Origin of the sequence: Vibrio maritimus, from assembly GCF_021441885.1 — a bacterium.
Lineage (GTDB): Bacteria > Pseudomonadota > Gammaproteobacteria > Enterobacterales > Vibrionaceae > Vibrio > Vibrio maritimus_B.
In genome coordinates this window covers 1,938,984-1,957,799 of the sequence record NZ_CP090438.1, presented here as the reverse complement: position 1 = coordinate 1,957,799, position 18,816 = coordinate 1,938,984, and the positions used below count along the sequence as shown (strand labels likewise).

17 protein-coding genes are annotated in these 18,816 nt (G+C 46.1%); 10 read left to right on the top strand and 7 right to left on the bottom strand.

The features are described 5' to 3' along the window. The gene (gene pheT / locus LY387_RS09000; protein ID WP_234493816.1) at nt 1–2,388 is read left to right on the top strand and encodes a phenylalanine--tRNA ligase subunit beta; all 2,388 of its coding nucleotides are present in this window, start codon (nt 1–3) and stop codon (nt 2,386–2,388) included. Between the two features lie 465 nt (nt 2,389–2,853). Next, a complete protein-coding gene (gene ihfA / locus LY387_RS08995) occupies nt 2,854–3,147 on the top strand; it encodes an integration host factor subunit alpha (RefSeq protein WP_006074250.1) in 294 nt (97 codons plus the stop codon). 71 nt (nt 3,148–3,218) lie between these two features. Here the strand turns inward: ihfA and LY387_RS08990 are convergent, their stop codons facing one another. Beyond that, nucleotides 3,219–3,995, bottom strand: a complete 777-nt coding sequence (locus tag LY387_RS08990) for a RelA/SpoT domain-containing protein (RefSeq protein ID WP_042475561.1) — start codon at nt 3,993–3,995, stop codon at nt 3,219–3,221. Nucleotides 3,996–4,226: 231 nt separating this feature from the next. Here LY387_RS08990 and LY387_RS08985 point away from each other — a divergent pair, with 231 nt between their 5' ends. Continuing rightward, a complete protein-coding gene (locus tag LY387_RS08985; protein WP_234493815.1) occupies nt 4,227–4,880 on the top strand; it encodes a thiopurine S-methyltransferase in 654 nt (217 codons plus the stop codon). A gap of 52 nt (nt 4,881–4,932) precedes the next feature. On the opposite strand, the gene LY387_RS08980 is transcribed toward LY387_RS08985, so the two are convergent. Both LY387_RS08980 and ppsA read right to left on the bottom strand, forming a co-directional pair. Further along, nucleotides 4,933–6,408 (bottom strand): peptide MFS transporter, encoded by a 1,476-nt coding sequence (locus LY387_RS08980; RefSeq protein WP_234493814.1) that lies wholly within the window; start codon nt 6,406–6,408, stop codon nt 4,933–4,935. A 227-nt stretch (nt 6,409–6,635) separates the two neighbouring features. After that, the gene (gene ppsA, locus LY387_RS08975; protein WP_234493813.1) at nt 6,636–9,023 is read right to left on the bottom strand and encodes a phosphoenolpyruvate synthase; all 2,388 of its coding nucleotides are present in this window, start codon (nt 9,021–9,023) and stop codon (nt 6,636–6,638) included. Between the two features lie 154 nt (nt 9,024–9,177). Between ppsA and LY387_RS08970 the strand changes: the two genes are divergently transcribed. The 3 genes from LY387_RS08970 to LY387_RS08960 all read left to right on the top strand — a co-directional run bounded on the left by LY387_RS08970 (nt 9,178) and on the right by LY387_RS08960 (nt 11,299). Continuing rightward, nucleotides 9,178–10,011 carry a pyruvate, water dikinase regulatory protein gene (locus tag LY387_RS08970; RefSeq protein ID WP_234493812.1) on the top strand — a complete coding sequence of 278 codons (834 nt, stop codon included), beginning with the start codon at nt 9,178–9,180 and terminating at the stop codon, nt 10,009–10,011. A 114-nt stretch (nt 10,012–10,125) separates the two neighbouring features. Beyond that, the gene (locus LY387_RS08965) at nt 10,126–10,542 is read left to right on the top strand and encodes a GFA family protein (protein WP_234493811.1); all 417 of its coding nucleotides are present in this window, start codon (nt 10,126–10,128) and stop codon (nt 10,540–10,542) included. Between the two features lie 133 nt (nt 10,543–10,675). Next, on the top strand, nt 10,676–11,299 hold the full coding sequence (locus LY387_RS08960) for a hypothetical protein (protein ID WP_234493810.1): 624 nt from the start codon (nt 10,676–10,678) through the stop codon (nt 11,297–11,299). A 37-nt stretch (nt 11,300–11,336) separates the two neighbouring features. Here the strand turns inward: LY387_RS08960 and LY387_RS08955 are convergent, their stop codons facing one another. Together LY387_RS08955 and LY387_RS08950 are read right to left on the bottom strand one after the other, a co-directional pair. After that, nucleotides 11,337–12,395 carry a 3-oxoacyl-ACP synthase III family protein gene (locus tag LY387_RS08955; RefSeq protein WP_234493809.1) on the bottom strand — a complete coding sequence of 353 codons (1,059 nt, stop codon included), beginning with the start codon at nt 12,393–12,395 and terminating at the stop codon, nt 11,337–11,339. 3 nt (nt 12,396–12,398) lie between these two features. After that, nucleotides 12,399–13,079: a hypothetical protein gene (locus tag LY387_RS08950; protein ID WP_234493808.1), complete on the bottom strand. Its 681-nt coding sequence runs from the start codon at nt 13,077–13,079 to the stop codon at nt 12,399–12,401. Between the two features lie 188 nt (nt 13,080–13,267). Here LY387_RS08950 and LY387_RS08945 point away from each other — a divergent pair, with 188 nt between their 5' ends. Continuing rightward, complete coding sequence (locus tag LY387_RS08945) at nt 13,268–14,041, top strand: ferredoxin--NADP reductase (protein WP_234493807.1); 774 nt, start codon at nt 13,268–13,270, stop codon at nt 14,039–14,041. A gap of 2 nt (nt 14,042–14,043) precedes the next feature. Here the strand turns inward: LY387_RS08945 and LY387_RS08940 are convergent, their stop codons facing one another. Both LY387_RS08940 and nrfA read right to left on the bottom strand, forming a co-directional pair. Next, nucleotides 14,044–14,475, bottom strand: coding sequence for a hypothetical protein (locus LY387_RS08940; protein ID WP_234493806.1), 432 nt, complete (start codon nt 14,473–14,475; stop codon nt 14,044–14,046). A 172-nt stretch (nt 14,476–14,647) separates the two neighbouring features. Continuing rightward, nucleotides 14,648–16,066 carry an ammonia-forming nitrite reductase cytochrome c552 subunit gene (nrfA, locus tag LY387_RS08935; protein WP_234496085.1) on the bottom strand — a complete coding sequence of 473 codons (1,419 nt, stop codon included), beginning with the start codon at nt 16,064–16,066 and terminating at the stop codon, nt 14,648–14,650. Between the two features lie 504 nt (nt 16,067–16,570). On the opposite strand from nrfA, the gene nrfB reads away from it, so the two are divergent. The 3 genes from nrfB to nrfD are packed head-to-tail and all read left to right on the top strand — an operon-like array spanning nt 16,571 to nt 18,810. After that, nucleotides 16,571–17,164, top strand: coding sequence for a cytochrome c nitrite reductase pentaheme subunit (gene nrfB / locus LY387_RS08930; RefSeq protein WP_234493805.1), 594 nt, complete (start codon nt 16,571–16,573; stop codon nt 17,162–17,164). Nucleotide 17,165: 1 nt separating this feature from the next. Continuing rightward, on the top strand, nt 17,166–17,852 hold the full coding sequence (gene nrfC, locus LY387_RS08925) for a cytochrome c nitrite reductase Fe-S protein (RefSeq protein ID WP_234493804.1): 687 nt from the start codon (nt 17,166–17,168) through the stop codon (nt 17,850–17,852). A 1-nt stretch (nt 17,853) separates the two neighbouring features. Then, nucleotides 17,854–18,810, top strand: coding sequence for a cytochrome c nitrite reductase subunit NrfD (nrfD, locus tag LY387_RS08920; RefSeq protein WP_234493803.1), 957 nt, complete (start codon nt 17,854–17,856; stop codon nt 18,808–18,810). Nucleotides 18,811–18,816 lie beyond the last annotated feature (6 nt).

Sequence of the window (18,816 nt, the reverse complement as noted above, 5' to 3'; positions counted from 1 at the left end):
ATGAAATTCAGCGAATCATGGCTTCGTGAGTGGGTAAACCCTTCAGTTTCTACTGACGAGCTTACGCACCAAATTACAATGGCTGGCCTAGAGGTAGACGACGTACTGCCTGTAGCGGGCTCTTTCACTGGCGTTAAAGTAGGTAAAGTGGTTGAGTGCGGTCAGCACCCAGACGCAGACAAACTACGCGTAACTAAAGTTGATGTTGGCGCAGAAGAACTGCTAGACATCGTTTGTGGCGCGCCTAACTGTCGTGAAGGTCTGAAAGTAGCAGTAGCAACAGTTGGTGCTGTTCTTCCAGGCGATTTCAAAATCAAGAAAGCAAAACTACGTGGTCAACCTTCACACGGTATGCTGTGCTCGTTTACCGAGCTAGGTATCGATGTTGAATCTGACGGTATCATGGAACTGGCTGAAGACGCAGTTATCGGTACTGATTTCCGTGACTTCCTAGGCCTTGATGACGTGACTGTTGACGTTGACCTAACAGCAAACCGCGCTGACTGTTTCAGCATCCGTGGTCTTGCTCGTGAAGTAGGCGTTCTAAACCGTGCTGACGTAACTGCACCAGCGGTTAACCCTGTTGAAGCATCTATTGCTGACGTGGCTTCGATCGAAGTTAAAGCAACGGAAGCGTGTCCTCGTTACCTAGGTCGTATCGTTAAGAACGTGAACGTTCAAGCAGAAACACCACTATGGATGCAAGAGAAACTGCGTCGTTGTGGTATTCGCTCAATCGACCCTGTTGTAGACATCACTAACTATGTGCTTCTAGAGCAAGGCCAGCCAATGCACGCGTTCGATCTTGCCAAGATTGAAGGTGGCATCGTTGTTCGTATGGCAGAGCAGGGCGAGAAACTGACTCTTCTAGATGGCACTGAAGCTGAACTAAACGCAGACACACTTGTTGTTGCTGACCACAATAAAGCACTCGCTATTGCAGGTATCTTTGGTGGTGAAGAGTCTGGTGTAACAACAGAAACGAAAGATGTGCTTCTTGAGTGTGCGTTCTTCGCACCAGACCACATCCGTGGTCGCGCACGTAGCTACGGTCTACACACGGATTCTTCAATGCGTTTCGAGCGTGGTGTTGACTATGCACTACAAGTCAGCGCGATGGAGCGTGCAACTGAGCTTCTAGTTGAAATCTGTGGCGGTGAAGTAGCACCTGTGGTTGCTGTTGAGTCTGACGCAGATCTGCCTAAGCCAAACACGGTTGAACTGCGCCGTACTAAGCTAGATTCACTTCTTGGTCACCACATCGCTGACGCTGAAGTTGTTGAGATCCTAGAGCGTCTAGGTCTAACAGTAACGACAACTGATACAGGTTGGACGGGCGTTGCGCCAACATGGCGTTTTGATATCGCAATCGAACAAGACCTGATTGAAGAAGTGGGTCGTATCTACGGTTACGATAACATTCCAAATCAACACCCTGCTGCAACACTTAAGATGCACAACCACGTTGAAGCGGATCTTCCACTTAAACGTGTACGCGATCTGCTTGTTGATCGTGGCTACCATGAAGCGATTACTTACAGCTTTGTTGAGCCAGAGCAACAAAAACTTGTTGTGCCAGACGTTGAGCCATTGATTCTGCCTTTCCCAATCTCTGCGGAAATGTCAGCAATGCGTCTTGGTCTTATCCAAGGTCTTCTAAATACCGTTGTTCACAACCAGAAGCGTCAGCAGCCACGTGTTCGTCTATTCGAATACGGCCTACGTTTCATCCCTTGTGAGAACGCTGAAAACGGTATGCGCCAAGAGCCTATGCTTGCAGGTGTGATTGCAGGTACACGCAGTGAAGAGCATTGGGACATTGAAACCAACACGGTTGATTTCTTTGACCTAAAAGGTGACCTAGAAGCGATTCTAGAACTGTCTGCAAACGAGAAAGCCTACTCATTTGCTGCAGCGAAACATCCAGCACTTCACCCAGGTCAATCTGCAGCAATCGTTGTAGATGGCAAAGAAGTGGGTGTGATTGGTACGGTTCACCCAGAGCTTGAGCGTAAGTTCGGTCTAAACGGTCGCACTATCGTATTCGAAGTAGAATGGTCAGCGATCAACACGAAAGTGATTCCAGAAGCAGCAGGGCTTTCTAAGTTCCCAGGTAACCGTCGCGACATCGCTGTTGTTGTTGATGAAGCAGTAGCTTCTGGCGACATCGTTGCAGCTTGTCTGGAACAAGGCGGCGAGTTCCTGAAAGACGCGAAACTGTTTGACGTTTACGTTGGTAAGGGCGTTGAAGAAGGTAAGAAGAGTTTAGCAATTGCGCTTACTCTACAGTCTCTAGAGCGTACGCTTGAAGATGCTGATATTGCTGGTGCAGTAGACGCAATTGTTGCTCATATTTCTGAGAAATTTGGTGCAACGCTGCGTGACTAATCGCAGTTAGCGTGTCAACGCGAATTACCTAGAAAAGCGGGTTACTGAAAAGTAACTCGCTTTTTTTCTATCCAGTATTAGCCGATAAAACAAACTGGTTTCATATTCTATATTCATCGCAACTCACTGTTTTTAAGGAATAATTTTCTCCCATACTGTATCAATATCACTATTTTGTACTTTGTTTGTAATTTATTTTCATCTGTATTTTTGCTGTATTGTAGTGATATCTATTGCTTGAGGGTTTTGTAGTAAATTATGCATCCATAATATGCTACTTTTACGATAACTTGCTAAAAGTTAACGCAAAATCCTGACATTACGCTGAAATAAAAAAGTTGGCGAAAATCAGAAGGTTGGCTTACACTTTTCAAAGTTAGGCCGTTATGTTGTTGATTGGTCGAACGAAATCTTTAGCGTTATCACTATGATAACAAGGTATGAATTAGCTTTGAGGGGAGTTTTATGGCGCTCACAAAAGCCGATCTGGCTGAGAACCTATTTGAGAAACTCGGATTCAGTAAAAGGGATGCCAAGGAAACGGTAGAAGTGTTTTTCGAAGAGATTAGAAAATCACTCGAAAGTGGCGAACAGGTAAAACTGTCGGGTTTTGGTAATTTTGATTTGCGCGATAAAAATGAGCGTCCAGGTCGAAATCCTAAAACTGGTGAAGACATTCCCATTTCCGCTCGACGCGTAGTGACATTCCGTCCGGGTCAGAAATTGAAGGCTCGAGTCGAGAACATCAAAGTAGATTAATGTCCTACTGTTAAACAAAAAGACCACCTAGTGTGGTCTTTTTGTATTTCTATTGGTTGATGTTGAGTTTATTAGGCCGCCCGAATATTCGTTGTGATGTATGGCTGCCACGCGTTCTGATACAGCTCCATCGATTGACGTCTTAGGCTGGCAATCTGCGCGGTTTCAAACTCGTTGAGCTCGCGTTTTTCAGCAGCTGCTCGTCGTTCAATACCTTGGACGATTTCATATAGATCGTGTTCAGGGCCACTTTTCACGTCGGCGATGTCTTTAAGGTGAAGTTGGACTTCAGCAATAATCCCAGTCTTAGGTAGTTTCACCAACATATTCAAGTCACGGTATCCGGACGCTGCAGGGTTTTTAAAGCGGTTTTTTACACGCACGACTTGGGCTTCACGGCTAAGCGCTTCATAGGCGCCTACAAGGCTCTCCACGTCTTTAGCGACGATAGTGCCACGAGCTAGGTCTGTGATTTGGTTTACCTGCCCATTAAGCTCAGTATCGATCTTCACCTTTGCACGCTCAGCAGATTTTACGCCTGCGAAGTACGCGTCGGTGTCAGTCAGTAGGGCGGTAGTTTTACAAAGCGCTTCTAGTTCATGTTGAGCTTGGTGGGCTTTGCTGTACAAGATGTCAAAATCGTTATGGGGTTGGAAGGCAGCGCCTTGAACAGCATCGATGCCGTACAAGCCACTAAGACTGTGTTTGAATACAGATGGACAAACTTCGTTTTGCTCTTGCTTTCCTTTTGTTGGGGTGGAATCGGATTGATTAAGCGTAGCCGCAAATGCAGGTGCGCGGCTGAGTACCAATAGCATTAGTGCTGCAGTACGAAGAAACGTGCTCATTCTCTCTCCTAGTTACGTTACAAAAACGGGAACAAAAAGGGCGTTAACGCTCAGGAGTCTTGCTAACAATAATATGGGGTTCAATACCGAAAACCCAATACAAACTGTGTAACAGAGTTTGTAAACTGTGATGCCTATCGCTAATTAAAATCTACGCGATTAGGTGTGACATTTTGTCTGCACTCTGTAAACTCTACGTTAACCATTATCTACAGCGAACATGAACCATAAATGAACGATTTTGAACTTTGGCACGACAAATGGGCGACCAATAAAATTGGCTTCCACTTAGAAGATGTAAACCCATTACTCATTAAGTACTGGGACCGACTATCCCCAAAACGCGAAGACAAGGTTTTCGTCCCACTTTGTGGTAAGTCTGAGGATCTTGTCTGGCTTGCCCAACGCCACGAAGACATTCAAGGTGTTGAACTTAGCCAAATCGCAGTACGTTCGTTCTTCGCTGAACATTTCTACACACCGATGGTGACGCCGATAAGCGGTCAGTTTGAGTTGTACCAGTTTGATGAGCTTAACATCTATGTCGGCGACTACTTTACAGCACCGCTTCAACCTGTAGAGCTTATCTACGACCGGGCTGCTCTCATCGCAATGCCGGAAGAGTTGCGCGTACAGTACGTTGAGAAACTAAAACAGTCTCTGAAACCGGGTGGTCGTATTCTCCTTATCACGCTTGATTATGTTCAAAGTGAAATGGCAGGCCCTCCTTACAGCGTACCAAGTTCAGAAGTGGCGCAGCACTTTGGCGATGAGTTTGAAGTGACACTTCTAGAACGTGATGAAGCAGATAGTAATCACCGTCGTATTCAGCAAGGATTGACCCGCTTTGCAGAAGAGGCATGGTTGATCACGCATCAAGGTTAATCTATTTGTGAGCGGCAATAACCATCGGATTGCCGCTCTAGTTTCTGCACTTTTACTGCTTCACTAGCTCTCCAGCGCCCAGTTCAGCGTCTACTGCGACTTTCAACATGTTATGGATGACTTTCGATGCAGCGAGCGCTACACCAATCATGACAACCGCCATAACAGTTAGCAGCTGAAAGTATTCACCGTACACAGTTTGAGCGATATCTTGGGTAAGTTGTTGCCCCTTTTCTAGTGCGATATTGGTTGATAGCGCTGCTCCAACAATACCACTTAAGGCGATCGCGACAGAAAACAAACTCACAGAGAAGTTCTCGATGTGATGTGGTGCAACCGACAAGATAAAGGCCACAACCATAGAACCAACTACAACTTCAGCCATTGCTTGGAAGAAGTGAACCGCGAGGAAAACCTCAGGTCTGATGGCAACGTCTTCGCCAACGGTTGAGATAAAGTAGGTTAAGATACCAAATGCAATCGCAGTAAAGACAAACGCTGCGGCGATCTTGGTCGACGTCGATAAATGGATGTTATTTTTTTCTAGACGGCTAAATAGAGTCGCGATAATCGGGCCACCCACCATACACCACAGCGGGTTCATTGCCATTGCCGCTTCTGGCTCGAGTGGAATAAAACCAAACAACTCACCCTTAAGTGTGTTCATGGCAACAATGTTCATCGATGTCATCATTTGACCGTAATAGACGAAAAAGCATGTCGTCAGAAACGTCATAATGAGGATGGTGCCCATTTTTAGTCGCTCAGAGCGCGTCACCTTAAACATCAAAAACACAAAGTATCCAATGGCAGCGACTCCAATGGCATACACAATGTTCTGGCCGACATCCATGTTGGAGAACATAAAGAACACCAATGCAATCATAGCGGCCGATAGAGCAAAAAAGGCCCCCCAAGCTCTGAGCGATACGTGTTCGGTATCAATTGGCTTTCCAAGTGGTTTGAACTTTTTGTTCAGTGTTATCAGCACAAACAAAGCAACAACAGCCATCAGAGCAGATAGCGCAAATCCGCCGCTAAATCCAATATAGAGTGTGATCATTGGGAACAGGTATTGTCCTAAGAACGCACCGATATTGTTGACCGAGTAGTTAATCGGAAAGCCATGCTCAAACTCTTTTTGAGTGGCAAATGTGCGCTTATAGAGGCTAGGGTAAGACGGAGACATCAAGCCACGTCCGTAACTTGCCAGCGCGATACCTGCCATCGCCATAGGAACATGAAGCGTCGTAGCACCCAAGACCAAAAGTAGATAACCTAGTGTAAATGCAGCATAGCTGATGGTGAGCGAGCGGTAGGCGCCTAGTAACTTATCGGCAATAAACCCGCCAGCGATGGCGAATAGGGGACCAATAGCGGCGAAAGCGCCAACTACCATCATGGTATCGGCTTCACTGTAGTTAAGGTCTTCTAGAAAGAATCGCGTCAGGCTGACCAAAACGCCATAGAACGATAGGCCAAATAGCATCTGGCAGACCATCATGGATTTGTTTAGCTTGTTCCACATAGTTGGCTTCTTAAGGTTGGAAATAGAAGCCGGTATTTTAGAAGAGATGCGAGTGACGCCTAACTCGCCTATGTAGGATCGTACCCTGCAAGCGATGTTGATGTAAAACGATGCGCGCGTTCGCTTGATGAACAAGTGGTAAATGAAAAAATGCCAGAGTTTACACCCTGGCATTTGGTTTATCGTTAGTTTGTAATCAGCTTAAATAGTGGAGCTACTCAGTCTGATTATTTCGCTACGTTGCCCAGTTTCAACCAAGTATCAATCACCGTATCTGGGTTTAGTGATACAGAGCTAATACCTTGCTCCATTAGCCACTCTGCAAGGTCATCGTGATCCGATGGACCTTGGCCACAAATACCAACGTATTTGCCTGCTTTAGTGGCAGCATCGATAGCCATCTTCAGCATCGCTTTTACCGCTGGGTTGCGCTCATCAAATAGATGCGCCACGTCGCCAGAGTCACGGTCAAGACCGAGCGTTAGCTGAGTCATGTCGTTTGAGCCAATTGAGAAGCCATCGAAGTACTTCAAGAACTCTTCGGCAAGAACCGCATTTGATGGTAGCTCGCACATCATGATGACTTTCAAGCCTTGTTCACCACGACGAAGCTCAAACTTCGCAAGTAGGTCGATAACTTGAGCAGCTTCGCTAGGCGTGCGAACAAATGGGATCATGATTTCAACGTTCTTCAGTCCCATCTCATTACGAACGCGTTTGATCGCTTGGGTTTCAAGCTCAAAGCAGTCTTCAAACACTGGTGAGATATAACGAGAAGCACCACGGAAACCAAGCATTGGGTTTTCCTCGTGTGGTTCAAACTCTTTACCGCCCACAAGGTTGCTGTACTCGTTTGACTTAAAGTCAGACATACGAACGATGACACGCTTAGGCCAGAACGCGGCTGCGATCGTTGAAATGCCCTCAGTCAGCTTGCTGACATAGAAATCGATCGGATCTTTATAACCGCGAATACGCTGAGTGATCTCAGCCTGCAGCTCAGGAGATTGCTGGTCAAAGTTCAGTAGCGCTTTCGGGTGAATACCAATCATCTTGTTAATGATGAACTCAAGACGCGCAAGGCCCACACCTTCGTTAGGGATTTGAGCGAAGTCGAACGCACGGTCTGGGTTCCCCACGTTCATCATCACTTTAGTTGGTAGCAGTGGCAGCTCGTCAACAGCAGAGCGGCGGATCTCAAAGTCCAATTCACCTTGATACACGTAGCCCGTTTCACCTTCAGAACACGACACAGTAACCACAGCGCCATCTTCTAGACTGTCGGTAGCGTTGCCACAACCAACAATAGCTGGAATGCCTAGCTCACGAGCGATAATCGCTGCGTGACAAGTACGGCCGCCGCGGTTGGTCACAATCGCTGCCGCTTTCTTCATCACTGGCTCCCAGTCCGGGTCAGTCATGTCTGTAACCAGAACATCGCCTTCTTGAACAAGCGACATCTGGTCAAGTGAATCAACCAGACGAACGGTACCCGTACCGATACGTTGACCAATCGCACGACCTTCAACCAACACATCTGCTTTGTTGTTTAGCTGGAAGCGTTCAATCACGTTTTGCTCGCTTTGAGAACATACCGTTTCAGGACGAGCCTGTACGATGTATAGCTTGCCGTCGATGCCATCTTTCGCCCATTCAATGTCCATTGGACGCTCATAGTGCTTCTCGATGATCATCGCTTGTTTCGCTAGCTCTTTGATCTCCTCGTCGTTTAGAGAGAACTGGTTACGTTCTTCATCAGACGTATCGATGATATCTACCTGTTTGCCAATCTCTTGGTTGTCAGAGTAAACCATCTTGATGAGTTTGGAACCAAACGTCTTCTTAACGATAGGCGCTTGACCTTGCTCGAGTAGTGGTTTGTGAACGTAGAATTCGTCAGGGTTCACAGCACCTTGTACTACCATCTCACCTAGACCCCAAGCCGAAGTGATAAATACCACTTGGTCGAAGCCAGATTCAGTGTCCAACGTAAACATAACGCCCGAAGACGCTTTGTCTGATCGAACCATACGTTGGATGCCCGCAGATAGCGAGATACCACGATGGTCAAACCCTTGGTGTACACGATAGGAAATCGCTCTGTCATTAAACAGAGACGCGTAGACATGCTTGGTGGCTTCAAGTACTGCATCGATGCCTTTTACGTTCAAAAAGGTTTCTTGTTGACCCGCAAAGGAGGCATCAGGAAGGTCTTCAGCAGTAGCGGAGGAGCGCACTGCGACAGAAAGCTCTTCATTGCCTTCGATGAGTTCTTGATAGTTAGTTCGAATATCCTGCTCTAGGTCAGCAGGGAAGGGGGCTTCTAATACCCATTGACGGATGGTCGCGCCTGTCTTACGCAGTGCGTCAACATCATCAACATCAAGTTCGTCTAATAGTCCGTGAATGCGCTCATCCAATCCTTCGAAATCGAGGAATTGGTTGAAGGCATAGGATGTAGTCGCAAAGCCATTTGGCACTGAAACACCGGCATTAGCAAGATTAGATACCATCTCGCCAAGCGAAGCATTTTTGCCGCCGACCTTATCGACATCGTCCATGGACAGACCATTGAACCAAAGGGTGTTGTTTTGCATGTCTTTCTCCAGAAACATTGCAGCTGTAGGATATAGCAAACGATTACGTATTCAGTGAAAAAATAGTTAACTATTTTTACAAACTGTGGGGGAACGTTATTGAATGCTAGGGTTTGTTATCGATATTATGTAATGCATCCTACTTAAATTAATTTGAAAAATTAAATAAAAAATGAAAAATGATAGTCAAAGTCGTGACGTATTCTACGTTTCTGACGGTACAGCGATTACTTGTGAGACATTGGGACACGTAGTCCTAGGTCAATTTCCGTTCAAAGCCAAAGAAAAGACATTCCCCTTCGTAGAGAGCACGCATAAGCTCGATGAACTCATTAGAGAAATTAATCAATCTTATGAACGTAACGGTGTGAAACCTTTAGTGTTTTTCTCGATTGTAGTGCCTGAAATTCGCGCAGGATTACTTGCTTCGCAAGCGTTTTGTTACGATGTGTTAGAAAGTTTGGTGGCTCAAGTTAAAAGTGATTTACAACTGGAACCAAAGCCAAAATTGCAGCGTTCACATAGCGTAGGGAAAGATTCCGCTAAGTATTTCGACCGCATTGCCGCTGTCGAATACACCTTAGCGCACGATGATGGTGTTTCGCTGAAAAACCTAGAGCAGGCAGATTTAATACTTCTGGGTGTATCGCGTAGTGGCAAAACGCCAACAAGTCTCTATCTAGCGATGCAGTTTGGTCTTCGAGTCGTTAACTACCCATTTATCGACGACGACATCAAGCGACTGCGTCTAATGCCTGAGTTTGAGATCCATAGGCACAAATTGTTTGGTTTAACCATCAACCCTGAGCGCTTGACCGAAATCCGCGAAAATCGATTGGCGGGTAGCGAGTATGCGAGCACAGAGCAGTGTTTACAGGAGCTAGCGAGTGTCGAAGCTTTGTTTAGGCGCGAAGCTATTCCTTATATCAACACCACGTCGCTGTCAGTCGAAGAGATCTCGACTCGCGTACTTGAACGCGCTGGGTTGAAACGAAGAGTGTTCTAATCCAATCCCAAATCTGTATTTATTCGGTCGCTACGGTGGTGACTCAGTCGTCCGAAGCGAACCCCAGGTCCTAGTGCTATTCTGAAAATCATACTTCAACTTAAATGATGCGAGATGATTATGGTGCTAACAGGTGGCTGCCAGTGTGGCAAAGTTCGATATGAAGTTAAAGGCGAGCCGATGAATCAGATGTTCTGCTACTGCTCTGACTGCCAAGAGCGAACAGGTGGTGATAAGTGGTTCGGTGTTTGGTACTCACACGACAACTTCAAGTTTACAGGTGCGGAAACAAAAATCTACACTCGCAAAGGAAGCACTGGAGCTGATGTTCACAATCATTTTTGCCCAGATTGTGGTGTAACAGTATGTGCAGATATAACGGCCGGTAACCTGTTCACAATCAATGGCCCATCATTCGATTCTTCTGCGCATCTCGCGCCCAAGATGGCGATTTTCACTGCATCAGCACCCAACTGGGCGGTGCTTCCGTCAGATATACCTATCTTTAAAACTTTCCCTTCAAATAGTTAGCCATTAACTAGTACCAGAGGGACTCTTTTTTGTACTTTTAGTGAGTGAAGAACAGAGCTGCAAATCACAGCGCTGTTCTTCGCTAACCGATACAATGTACTCAGATTAATCCAATTAAGAATATAGCGTTAACATGTTGAGTTTTGTGTTGTTGAGCGGCGTTGTCGTCTCTGTTGTCGCCTATCTATGTCTGACTAAAATAACGAGCTTTAAAAGTCGGATTGGTTATTCAATCCTCTCAAGCTTCGCGATTGTCGGTTTGTCTTTTTTGATTTGGAGCCAATGGCGAATGCCGCTGCCGCAGCAAGAAATGCAACAAGAGCGTCCCAACCATCAAAGTGCCATGATTGACCTTCAAAACTCACTAACCGAGTCTCCTAATGATTCGGAATCCTGGTTTAAGCTAGGTCAGCTATATATGCAAAGCTTGGAGTTTGATTCAGCGGCTACCTGTTTCAATTATTCCATTCGCCTCTCTAGTATGCCTTATGCTGGTCAATATGCGGCGTTAGCAACCGCGCTGTATTACCAGTCTTCTCAGTCTATTACACCGGATATTCAGCGTTACCTCGATAAGGCACTAGAGCTAGATAGTGACAACGACACAGCGTTGCAACTTATCGCGTCGGATTACTTTTTGAATGCGGATTACGATGAGGCGATTCGTGTGTGGACTCAGATTTTAGATTCGAACAGAGTGGGTATCGATAGGGCTGCAATCATCGAGAAGATCAATCAAGCCAAGGGAATGCGGTAGCCACCATAGGGGAGGTGACTACCGTGTCTAGCAAGTTTTAGCCGTGGGTGTAGACAAACCCGCCATACATATACTTAGTGGCTTCTGCCCCTAAGATAACCACTTTGCTTCCTTGGGATAGCTTCCCACTGTTCACGAGTTTAGAGAAACTGCACCAAATCGCGGCTGAGCCGAGGTTACCCCAATGTTTGGCATCATTGATGATCTTATTAGGATCGATGTCTAGTGCCTCGGCTAGCATGATGTCTATTCGTCCACTGGCTTGGTGGGGAATAATATAGTCAAAGTCATTCAGCTCGTAGCCTCGACTTCTTAATGCCAAAATACTGGCTTGAAATAGCGCTTCGCCACTTTTTCTCACATTAGTGGCATTGTGATGAAAGCGCGCTTTGCCCTCTTGGGTATACACCGACATAGAGCCACCATCGAGAGATAAACCGGGTGACTGCTCAACACCAATCTGTCCAGTGAAACAGTCAGAAATCTTACCCATTCCTTGCTCACTTTCCGGAGCAATAATAACACCGCCAGCACCATCGCCCATTTGCATGTAATTAACGAGCTGTGACTGGTCGAGAAAGTCTTCGTTATAGTCGAAGTAGACTGACCCTGTTTCACTGCCAACGATCATTACTGGTTTTTGGAGCATAGCGAGACGTGGGATGGCGATTTGCAACCCGCTGGAGAAGCCGGTGCACGCCTGCCTCAATTCCATAAATGGGCCATGATAGCGAAGCTTCTCCGCTACCCAAGCGATGCTAGGCGGGAGTTGTGTGTCCGGGGTGGTAGTGTGTCCAATCAGGTAATCGATAGCGTCCAAACTGGTATTGGATCGATCAATTAGAGTATCTATTACACTCACTACAAGATCGGAGTTACTTGGCATAGGGACGCTGGTGTGGGAATAAATACTGCGTGAAAAGTGGCGCCCTTCAATTCCTAAAAATGGTGCGATACGAGCTGCAACTTTGGCGTATCTTTTGCCTGATAGACGTTCGAGTGCATCAAGCAATTTTGCGTTGGTAAGGTACTGATCTGGAAACAAATGGTTTGCTGCGAGCAGTGACACACTGCCCGGTAAGAAAGTCGCGCTCATTGATTAACTCTCCCTAGAATCAAAGATGTGCTCGATAGTAATACCTAGCTCTTCGAAGGCTTCTCGCTCGCTATTCAGTAGTTTGTATAACTTCTCGGAAATGAGTGTGTTGAGGGCTTTCCATTCTGAGCGGTCGTAGCCTAGCGCTAAAGCATGTTGTCTGGCAGCGGTGACGTGTCGTGCTTCATCTTGCTTAATAGAACGACACAAGAGCACAAACGGATGGTGTGGATCTAATCGACCTTTTTCCAAGTACAACATTATTTTACAGACCAGCGCATCAAGACAGGCGATCTGCGCGAAATGTTCTTCAAATGTCTTCCTTGAACCGAGCGACGCGAAAAAGCGTTGGCTGCGTCGCTTTATCGCAACAACGTCTTCGGGTAACTCTAGCTGTGACTGCACCAACTCAAGCGCATCCTCATGATACTGTTCATCGGCAACAATTCGCTCAAAGTCGTCACGAGCAGAGGCAAGTGATTCAGGCAGTTCACGCTGAGATTCGTTATAGAACACCCACTGTGAACTTTGTTCACCACAGACTAGTAAGGGAAGAAGACGTGAAAGGGCGGTTTTCTGAGAATCCGTGAACTCTAGCCTCGTATCACGATATTCATGGAGCCAGTACTTCACAGGGCTCTCACTTACACCTTCAAATGGGACAGATGGAAAACATGGCTTCATGGGCACTCTCAAAATCCTTTTTACAACACACACTATACGTAGACCGGAGTCCGCTCGATTTCTTTCCTTAAAATCGCAAAGTTTTTGCCTAATCGTTAAATAAGTCCTTAAACATAATGTAGTTAATTTTTACTGAGTTTACTTCTATGATGAAAGAGCTTTATGCGTTCCTGTATCGGAGATGAGATATGACAGACATTCCCAACGGTTTAGTCGAAGGACGAGTACTTGCGAAAAAGCAGTGGACTCACAATTTGTTCAGTCTTGAAGTTTCAGCGCCCATAGAACAGTACGTAGCAGGTCAGTTTACAAAACTGGGTCTGCGTAACGAAGAGGGCGAGTGGGTGCGCCGAGCCTACTCTATGGTAAATCACCCTAACCATGAATATGGCTACCAACATCTGGAATTCTTAATTATTGCCGATAGCGATGGACAATTGTCGCCAAAACTTAATCAGCTTGATTCTGGTGATCCAGTCTTTGTAGGAAAACAGCCTTCGGGGTTTATGACTATTGAAGAAGTACCTGACTACGCGCGAGATTTGTGGATGCTCTCTACAGGTACGGCGATCGGTCCTTTTCTGTCTATGCTAGATGACGAAACACTAACAAGCCGGTTTGATAATGTGGTGCTGGCTCATGCAGTCAGAACTGCAGACGAATTGGTTTATGCTGACACCATTAAGGATGCCTTATCTAGGTTGGGTAGTAAATTTAAGTTTGTTTCGATTGTATCCCGTGAGCATCACGAGCCGAGTTTGTCAGGGCGAATACCAGAGCTTATGTTGAGCGGCGAGCTCCAGAAAAAAGTAGGGATGAGTTTACAAACACCAGATAGCTTCGTGTTTATGTGTGGTAATCCGGCGATGGTCAAAGACACGAGCTCCGCGTTAACAGAGCTTGGCTTAAACAAACATCTGCGTAAAAAGCCAGGGCACTTCTCTAGTGAGAACTATTGGTAATACTAGTAGGTGTAGCCAAGCCCAAAGTAGGCCGCCTCTAGACCTGTATTGTAACCAACATCTGCCGTAAAGCCTGTGACACCCGTTTTAATTAACAGACCTATGTTGCCGTTGAAGCGTAGGTCTGATTCATAGGTTTTGAAAGGCAGGTCTGAAATTTTCTCTTCACTTCGATTGGCAACCCCGATACCCGCGTAGCCCACAAAGTTGTCGCTCAGAGACTTAACAAGACCCACGTTGAGACCAAAGTCGTCATTATTCGGGCCAGTGCCACCGGCGAGGTTGGCGTAGAAACCGTAACTTAGGTTTCTGTCGTAATACAAACCGACGCCAAAACCACCTTCGCTCGTCGTCCCGACAGAGACACTGTTGTAGGTGCCCGCAAAAGAAAACGATGAGGCTAAACATAAACTGATCAAAAGACGTTTTTTCATGGGGTTCCTTTTGAGTATGGTTGACTCATGCCTTTCGAAACACAAAGCGGTTTCAGATACTTACGTACTAAACATTCTAGCAAAAAGCCCCAACCAATGGGTTGGGGCTTACAGTTATCTCGAATGGATCACACATTCATTCTTTAACAAAGCGACTAGATAGCTAACAACGTTAGTAATTAGCCTCGCGAACCGCTGCTTCTTTGTCCCATTCTGGTACCACGGTTTCAAGGAAGTGTTTCTTCTCAGCGTTCATCTTGTCCATATCCATTCCAAGAGCTTGTTGCGCTTTCTCTTTAGTAGAGATGTCAGGAATTTCGATAGGGTCAGTAATGCCTTTCTTAGCAAGCAAACGGATCAGTTTCGCACGAGCATCTGCTGCTTTGTCTACTGAGGTACCGAGTACTTCAAGTGCAACTTCCGGGGCGTGCATGTGAACACCATGAGAAGCGATTGCATAGTCCCAACGCCATTGAGCATGACGAATATCCATTAATATTGGTTTCATCTCTTCTTCTGTCGCACCGGCATCCCACGCTGCACCGGCTTCGAAGTGCGCAGCAACGATTTGTTTCTCGGCAGTCAGTTTCATGTTGAGCACTTGCGCTTTGCGAGTTGATACGATGCCTTGTAGCTGATCTTTACTTTGAGTATGGCAGTTTGCACAAGTATCTTCGAAGCGGTCAAATGGGTTGCCTACTTTATGGTCTGTGTAAACCGTACCATCTTCTTTCGTTACTTTCGGCATGTGACAATCAACACAAACGACACCGTTTTTGCCATGGATACCGTCACGCCATGTTTCATAGCCTGGGTGCTGTGCTTTTAGCATTGGCGCTTTAGAAACGGCATGTTGCCAGTCTTTAAAGTTAAGCGCGTCGTAGTATTGCTCCATTTCTGTTACTGTGGTGCCCATATCCCATGGGAACTTCACTGCTTTCGTTGGGCCTGTGAAGTAGTACTCTACGTGACACTGAGCACAAACCGATGCTTGTTTATCTAGGCGAGATTGCTCATCAAACTTCTTACCAATAGCTTCAAAGGCACGCTCAACGTATGGGCGCGTTAGCGCAAGCTCTGGCTCACCGTTTTTGAATTTGTCACTGCGAGTGTCGTGACAATCGGCACAACCGATAGGGTTGGAAATTTCTGCACCTAAGCGTGCCCATTTGCCTTCAAAATAACCGTCCTCGCCACGCTCATCGATGACGCGAGCGACGTCAGGGCTTTTACAGCTCCAACATGCCATAGGCATTGGGCCAGATTTAGGATCTGTGGGACCGCCAGTTCTTAAGGTTTGGCGCACGTCGTCAAGGGCGTAGAAGTGCCCGCGAGCTTTGTTGTAGTCTTTCGCGAAACCGTAACCTGCCCACAGGATTACCATGTTCGGGTCATGAGCGAGTGCGTCTTCGATTTCGACACTCTCACTGGTTTGCTTCCAAGAGTGGTATTGGTCAGGGTGGTCTTGTTCGTAGGCCTGATTTCTCGGGTCCATTAACTCTTTTTCAGAGGCAGCAAAAGCGGGCACACTTGCGGCGCCTAATATAGCTAATGCAGCAACGGAACTAATAATCCAGTGCTTGTTCACGATGGTATCTCCATATTCTAATTTTTGAAATGCGTTGTGGGGCGAATTTCCTAAACAAGACTTGGAGATGTCTAACTTATATAGACGTGTTTATATTAACTCATAGTTAGTAATATTTGATTACAACTCGCGCCATTTACTGTTTTAGATCAATTTATCTAAGTGATTGAGTTCACATCTATTTTTAACTAACCCTAAAGGGGTAGTGGTTGGGTTTTTTAGGTGAAATTCATTCTCATTAAAAACAATGGTTTATGTAAAAATTCACACACAAATATTGGTGATATTGCTCACTAATTGAACGTTGAATGCTAGGGGATTAAGCGGTGTCGTACTACTATTTATTTGTGAAGCGTTGTGGCTCATCCTAAATAAGAATTGATTTCATTTCTGTGTAAATAACAGGCTGGCGGTGATTGGTTTGTTTATTGAAAGGAAAAGTCATTGGTTATTAACCTGATAGGTGAATGTATAAGTTCGCAATATTGGGTTTAAGGAAAGGATACAATGGGCAATGTTAAATTGACCATGGTGATGATGCTTCAGACCCTCCTAGCATTCATTCTCTGTGGTTACTCACTCAATGCCTTAGCCGACGATGCAGCCCTCATTAAAGAAGGGGACTCTACAAGGCATAAGGTGGAGTTGATACGTGATAAGGATTACAAATGTATTCAATGTCACAAAGACTCCAAACAGACTCTGGCAGGCTCGCACGGCGAGAATGTCGTTGAGATCAGAGGTGCGGCACCAAGCTGTACGGACTGTCACAGTAATATCGGACCTGATCATCGTGATGGCGCCTCAACCGTTGTTAAATATCATGCTGCTCAGTCACAGCCGGGCACAGATAAAACATGGCTAGATCCCGAAGCCATTCTCAAAGCAAACAGTCGATGCACTGACTGTCACCAGCCGCAATACTTGCGTGAGGACAGCTGGACTCATGATGTGCACGCGAAGAATCTAACGTGTACCAATTGTCACTCGGTCCACGCAGAAAAAGCGAAAGTGCTCTCTTACGACCACAAAGCCAAAATCAAGATGTGTGTCGATTGCCATAAAGACTTCAATGAAAAACGTGAAGAGGAGGGCAAGTAATATGAGTTGTTCAAGACGAAACTTCCTTGCCGGTACTGGGGCTGTAATATTTACCACAGGTGTGGCAACGACCTCAGTGCTAACGGCACGTAATTCAGTTGCAAGTGATGACACCGAAAAAGCAGTGCGTTACGGCATGCTTCACGATGAGAATGCTTGTATTGGCTGTACGGCCTGTACCGATGCGTGTCGTGAAGTGAATAAAGTACCCGAAGGCGTATCTAGGCTGGAGATACATCGCTCAGAGCCTATTGGTGAGTACCCTGATGTCGAATATCGATTCACTCGAGAGTCCTGTCAGCATTGTGAGAACCCACCTTGTGTTTATGTGTGTCCAACAGGCGCAGCATACAAAGATGAGAAGACAGGCATTATCGACGTGCACAAAGAAAAGTGTGTCGGTTGTGGTTACTGTTTGGCAGCTTGTCCATATCAAGTGCGCTTTTTCCATCCTGAGAATCACTCAGCGGACAAATGTAATTTCTGCCGCGATACCAATTTGGCGCAAGGCAAACTGCCAGCATGTGTAGAGAGTTGTCCAACCAAAGCTCTGGTGTTCGGTGATTTGAACGATCCCAATAGCGACATCAACAAAATGCTGAGTATTAAAGTGATCTATCGCGATAAGGAACACCTGGGTACCAAACCTAAGCTGTTCAAAGCCGCATTCCACAAGGGGGAGGTGTAGTATGAGTACGTGGGAAACAGCCTTTCATTTCGACTCCCTTGTTTGGGACTGGATCATCGCGATCTATCTCTTCTTAGCAGGGATGTCAGCAGGCTCCGCTCTAATTGCCATTTACCTCAAGCGTAAGGTTATCGAAGGCGACCCAGCGCAAAATGGCATCATGAAGGCGATGGCTTGGCTCGCGCCATTCGGCATTATTGTTGGTTTGCTTATCTTGGTATTCCACCTTACTAAGCCGCTTGAGTTCTGGAAAATCATGATTTACTACAACCCATCCTCGGTGATGTCGATGGGTGTCATCCTGTTCCAAGTCTACATGGCGGTGTTGTTTGTTTGGATTGGTATGATCTTCAGAAAACCGATCATGGATGTGTTGGGTAGTAAGTTCGATTTTGTCGAGACTATTTTGCTGAAGCTGGAGAAAATTGAAAACGGATTAGAGCTGTTTTTAGGTTTCCTAGCTATCGTTTTAGCGGCGTATACGGGTTTTCTATTATCCGCACTTAAAACCTATCCGATGCTAAATAACCCAGTATTGCCAATCTTGTTCTTGTTCTCGAGCTTGTCCTCGGGCGCTGCGGCAAGTTTACTTTTCGGCATTTTGGTCTTTAAAGAAGATTCACATAGCCCGAGCGTTAAGTGGGTTCACAGCTTTGAGCGTCCAGTTGTGCTGTTTGAGTTGTTTGTGATTGTCACTTTCTTTACTGGCCTTATTTTTAGTGGTGGTCAGAACGAAGTAGCAGCATGGAATGCGATTGGAGGCGGCTTCTGGTCTAGCTGGTTCTGGTATGGCGTGATTGGTATCGGGATGCTGTTGCCATTGGGACTAAACTACTTCAGCCCAGGTGAAGTGAAGTTGAATCACGGCTTTATTCTCGTGGTAACGACCCTGAGTTTGATTGGGGTGTTGATGCTGCGTACGTTTGTGTTGTATGCGGGGCAGATGACGGTGGTTTAGAACTGG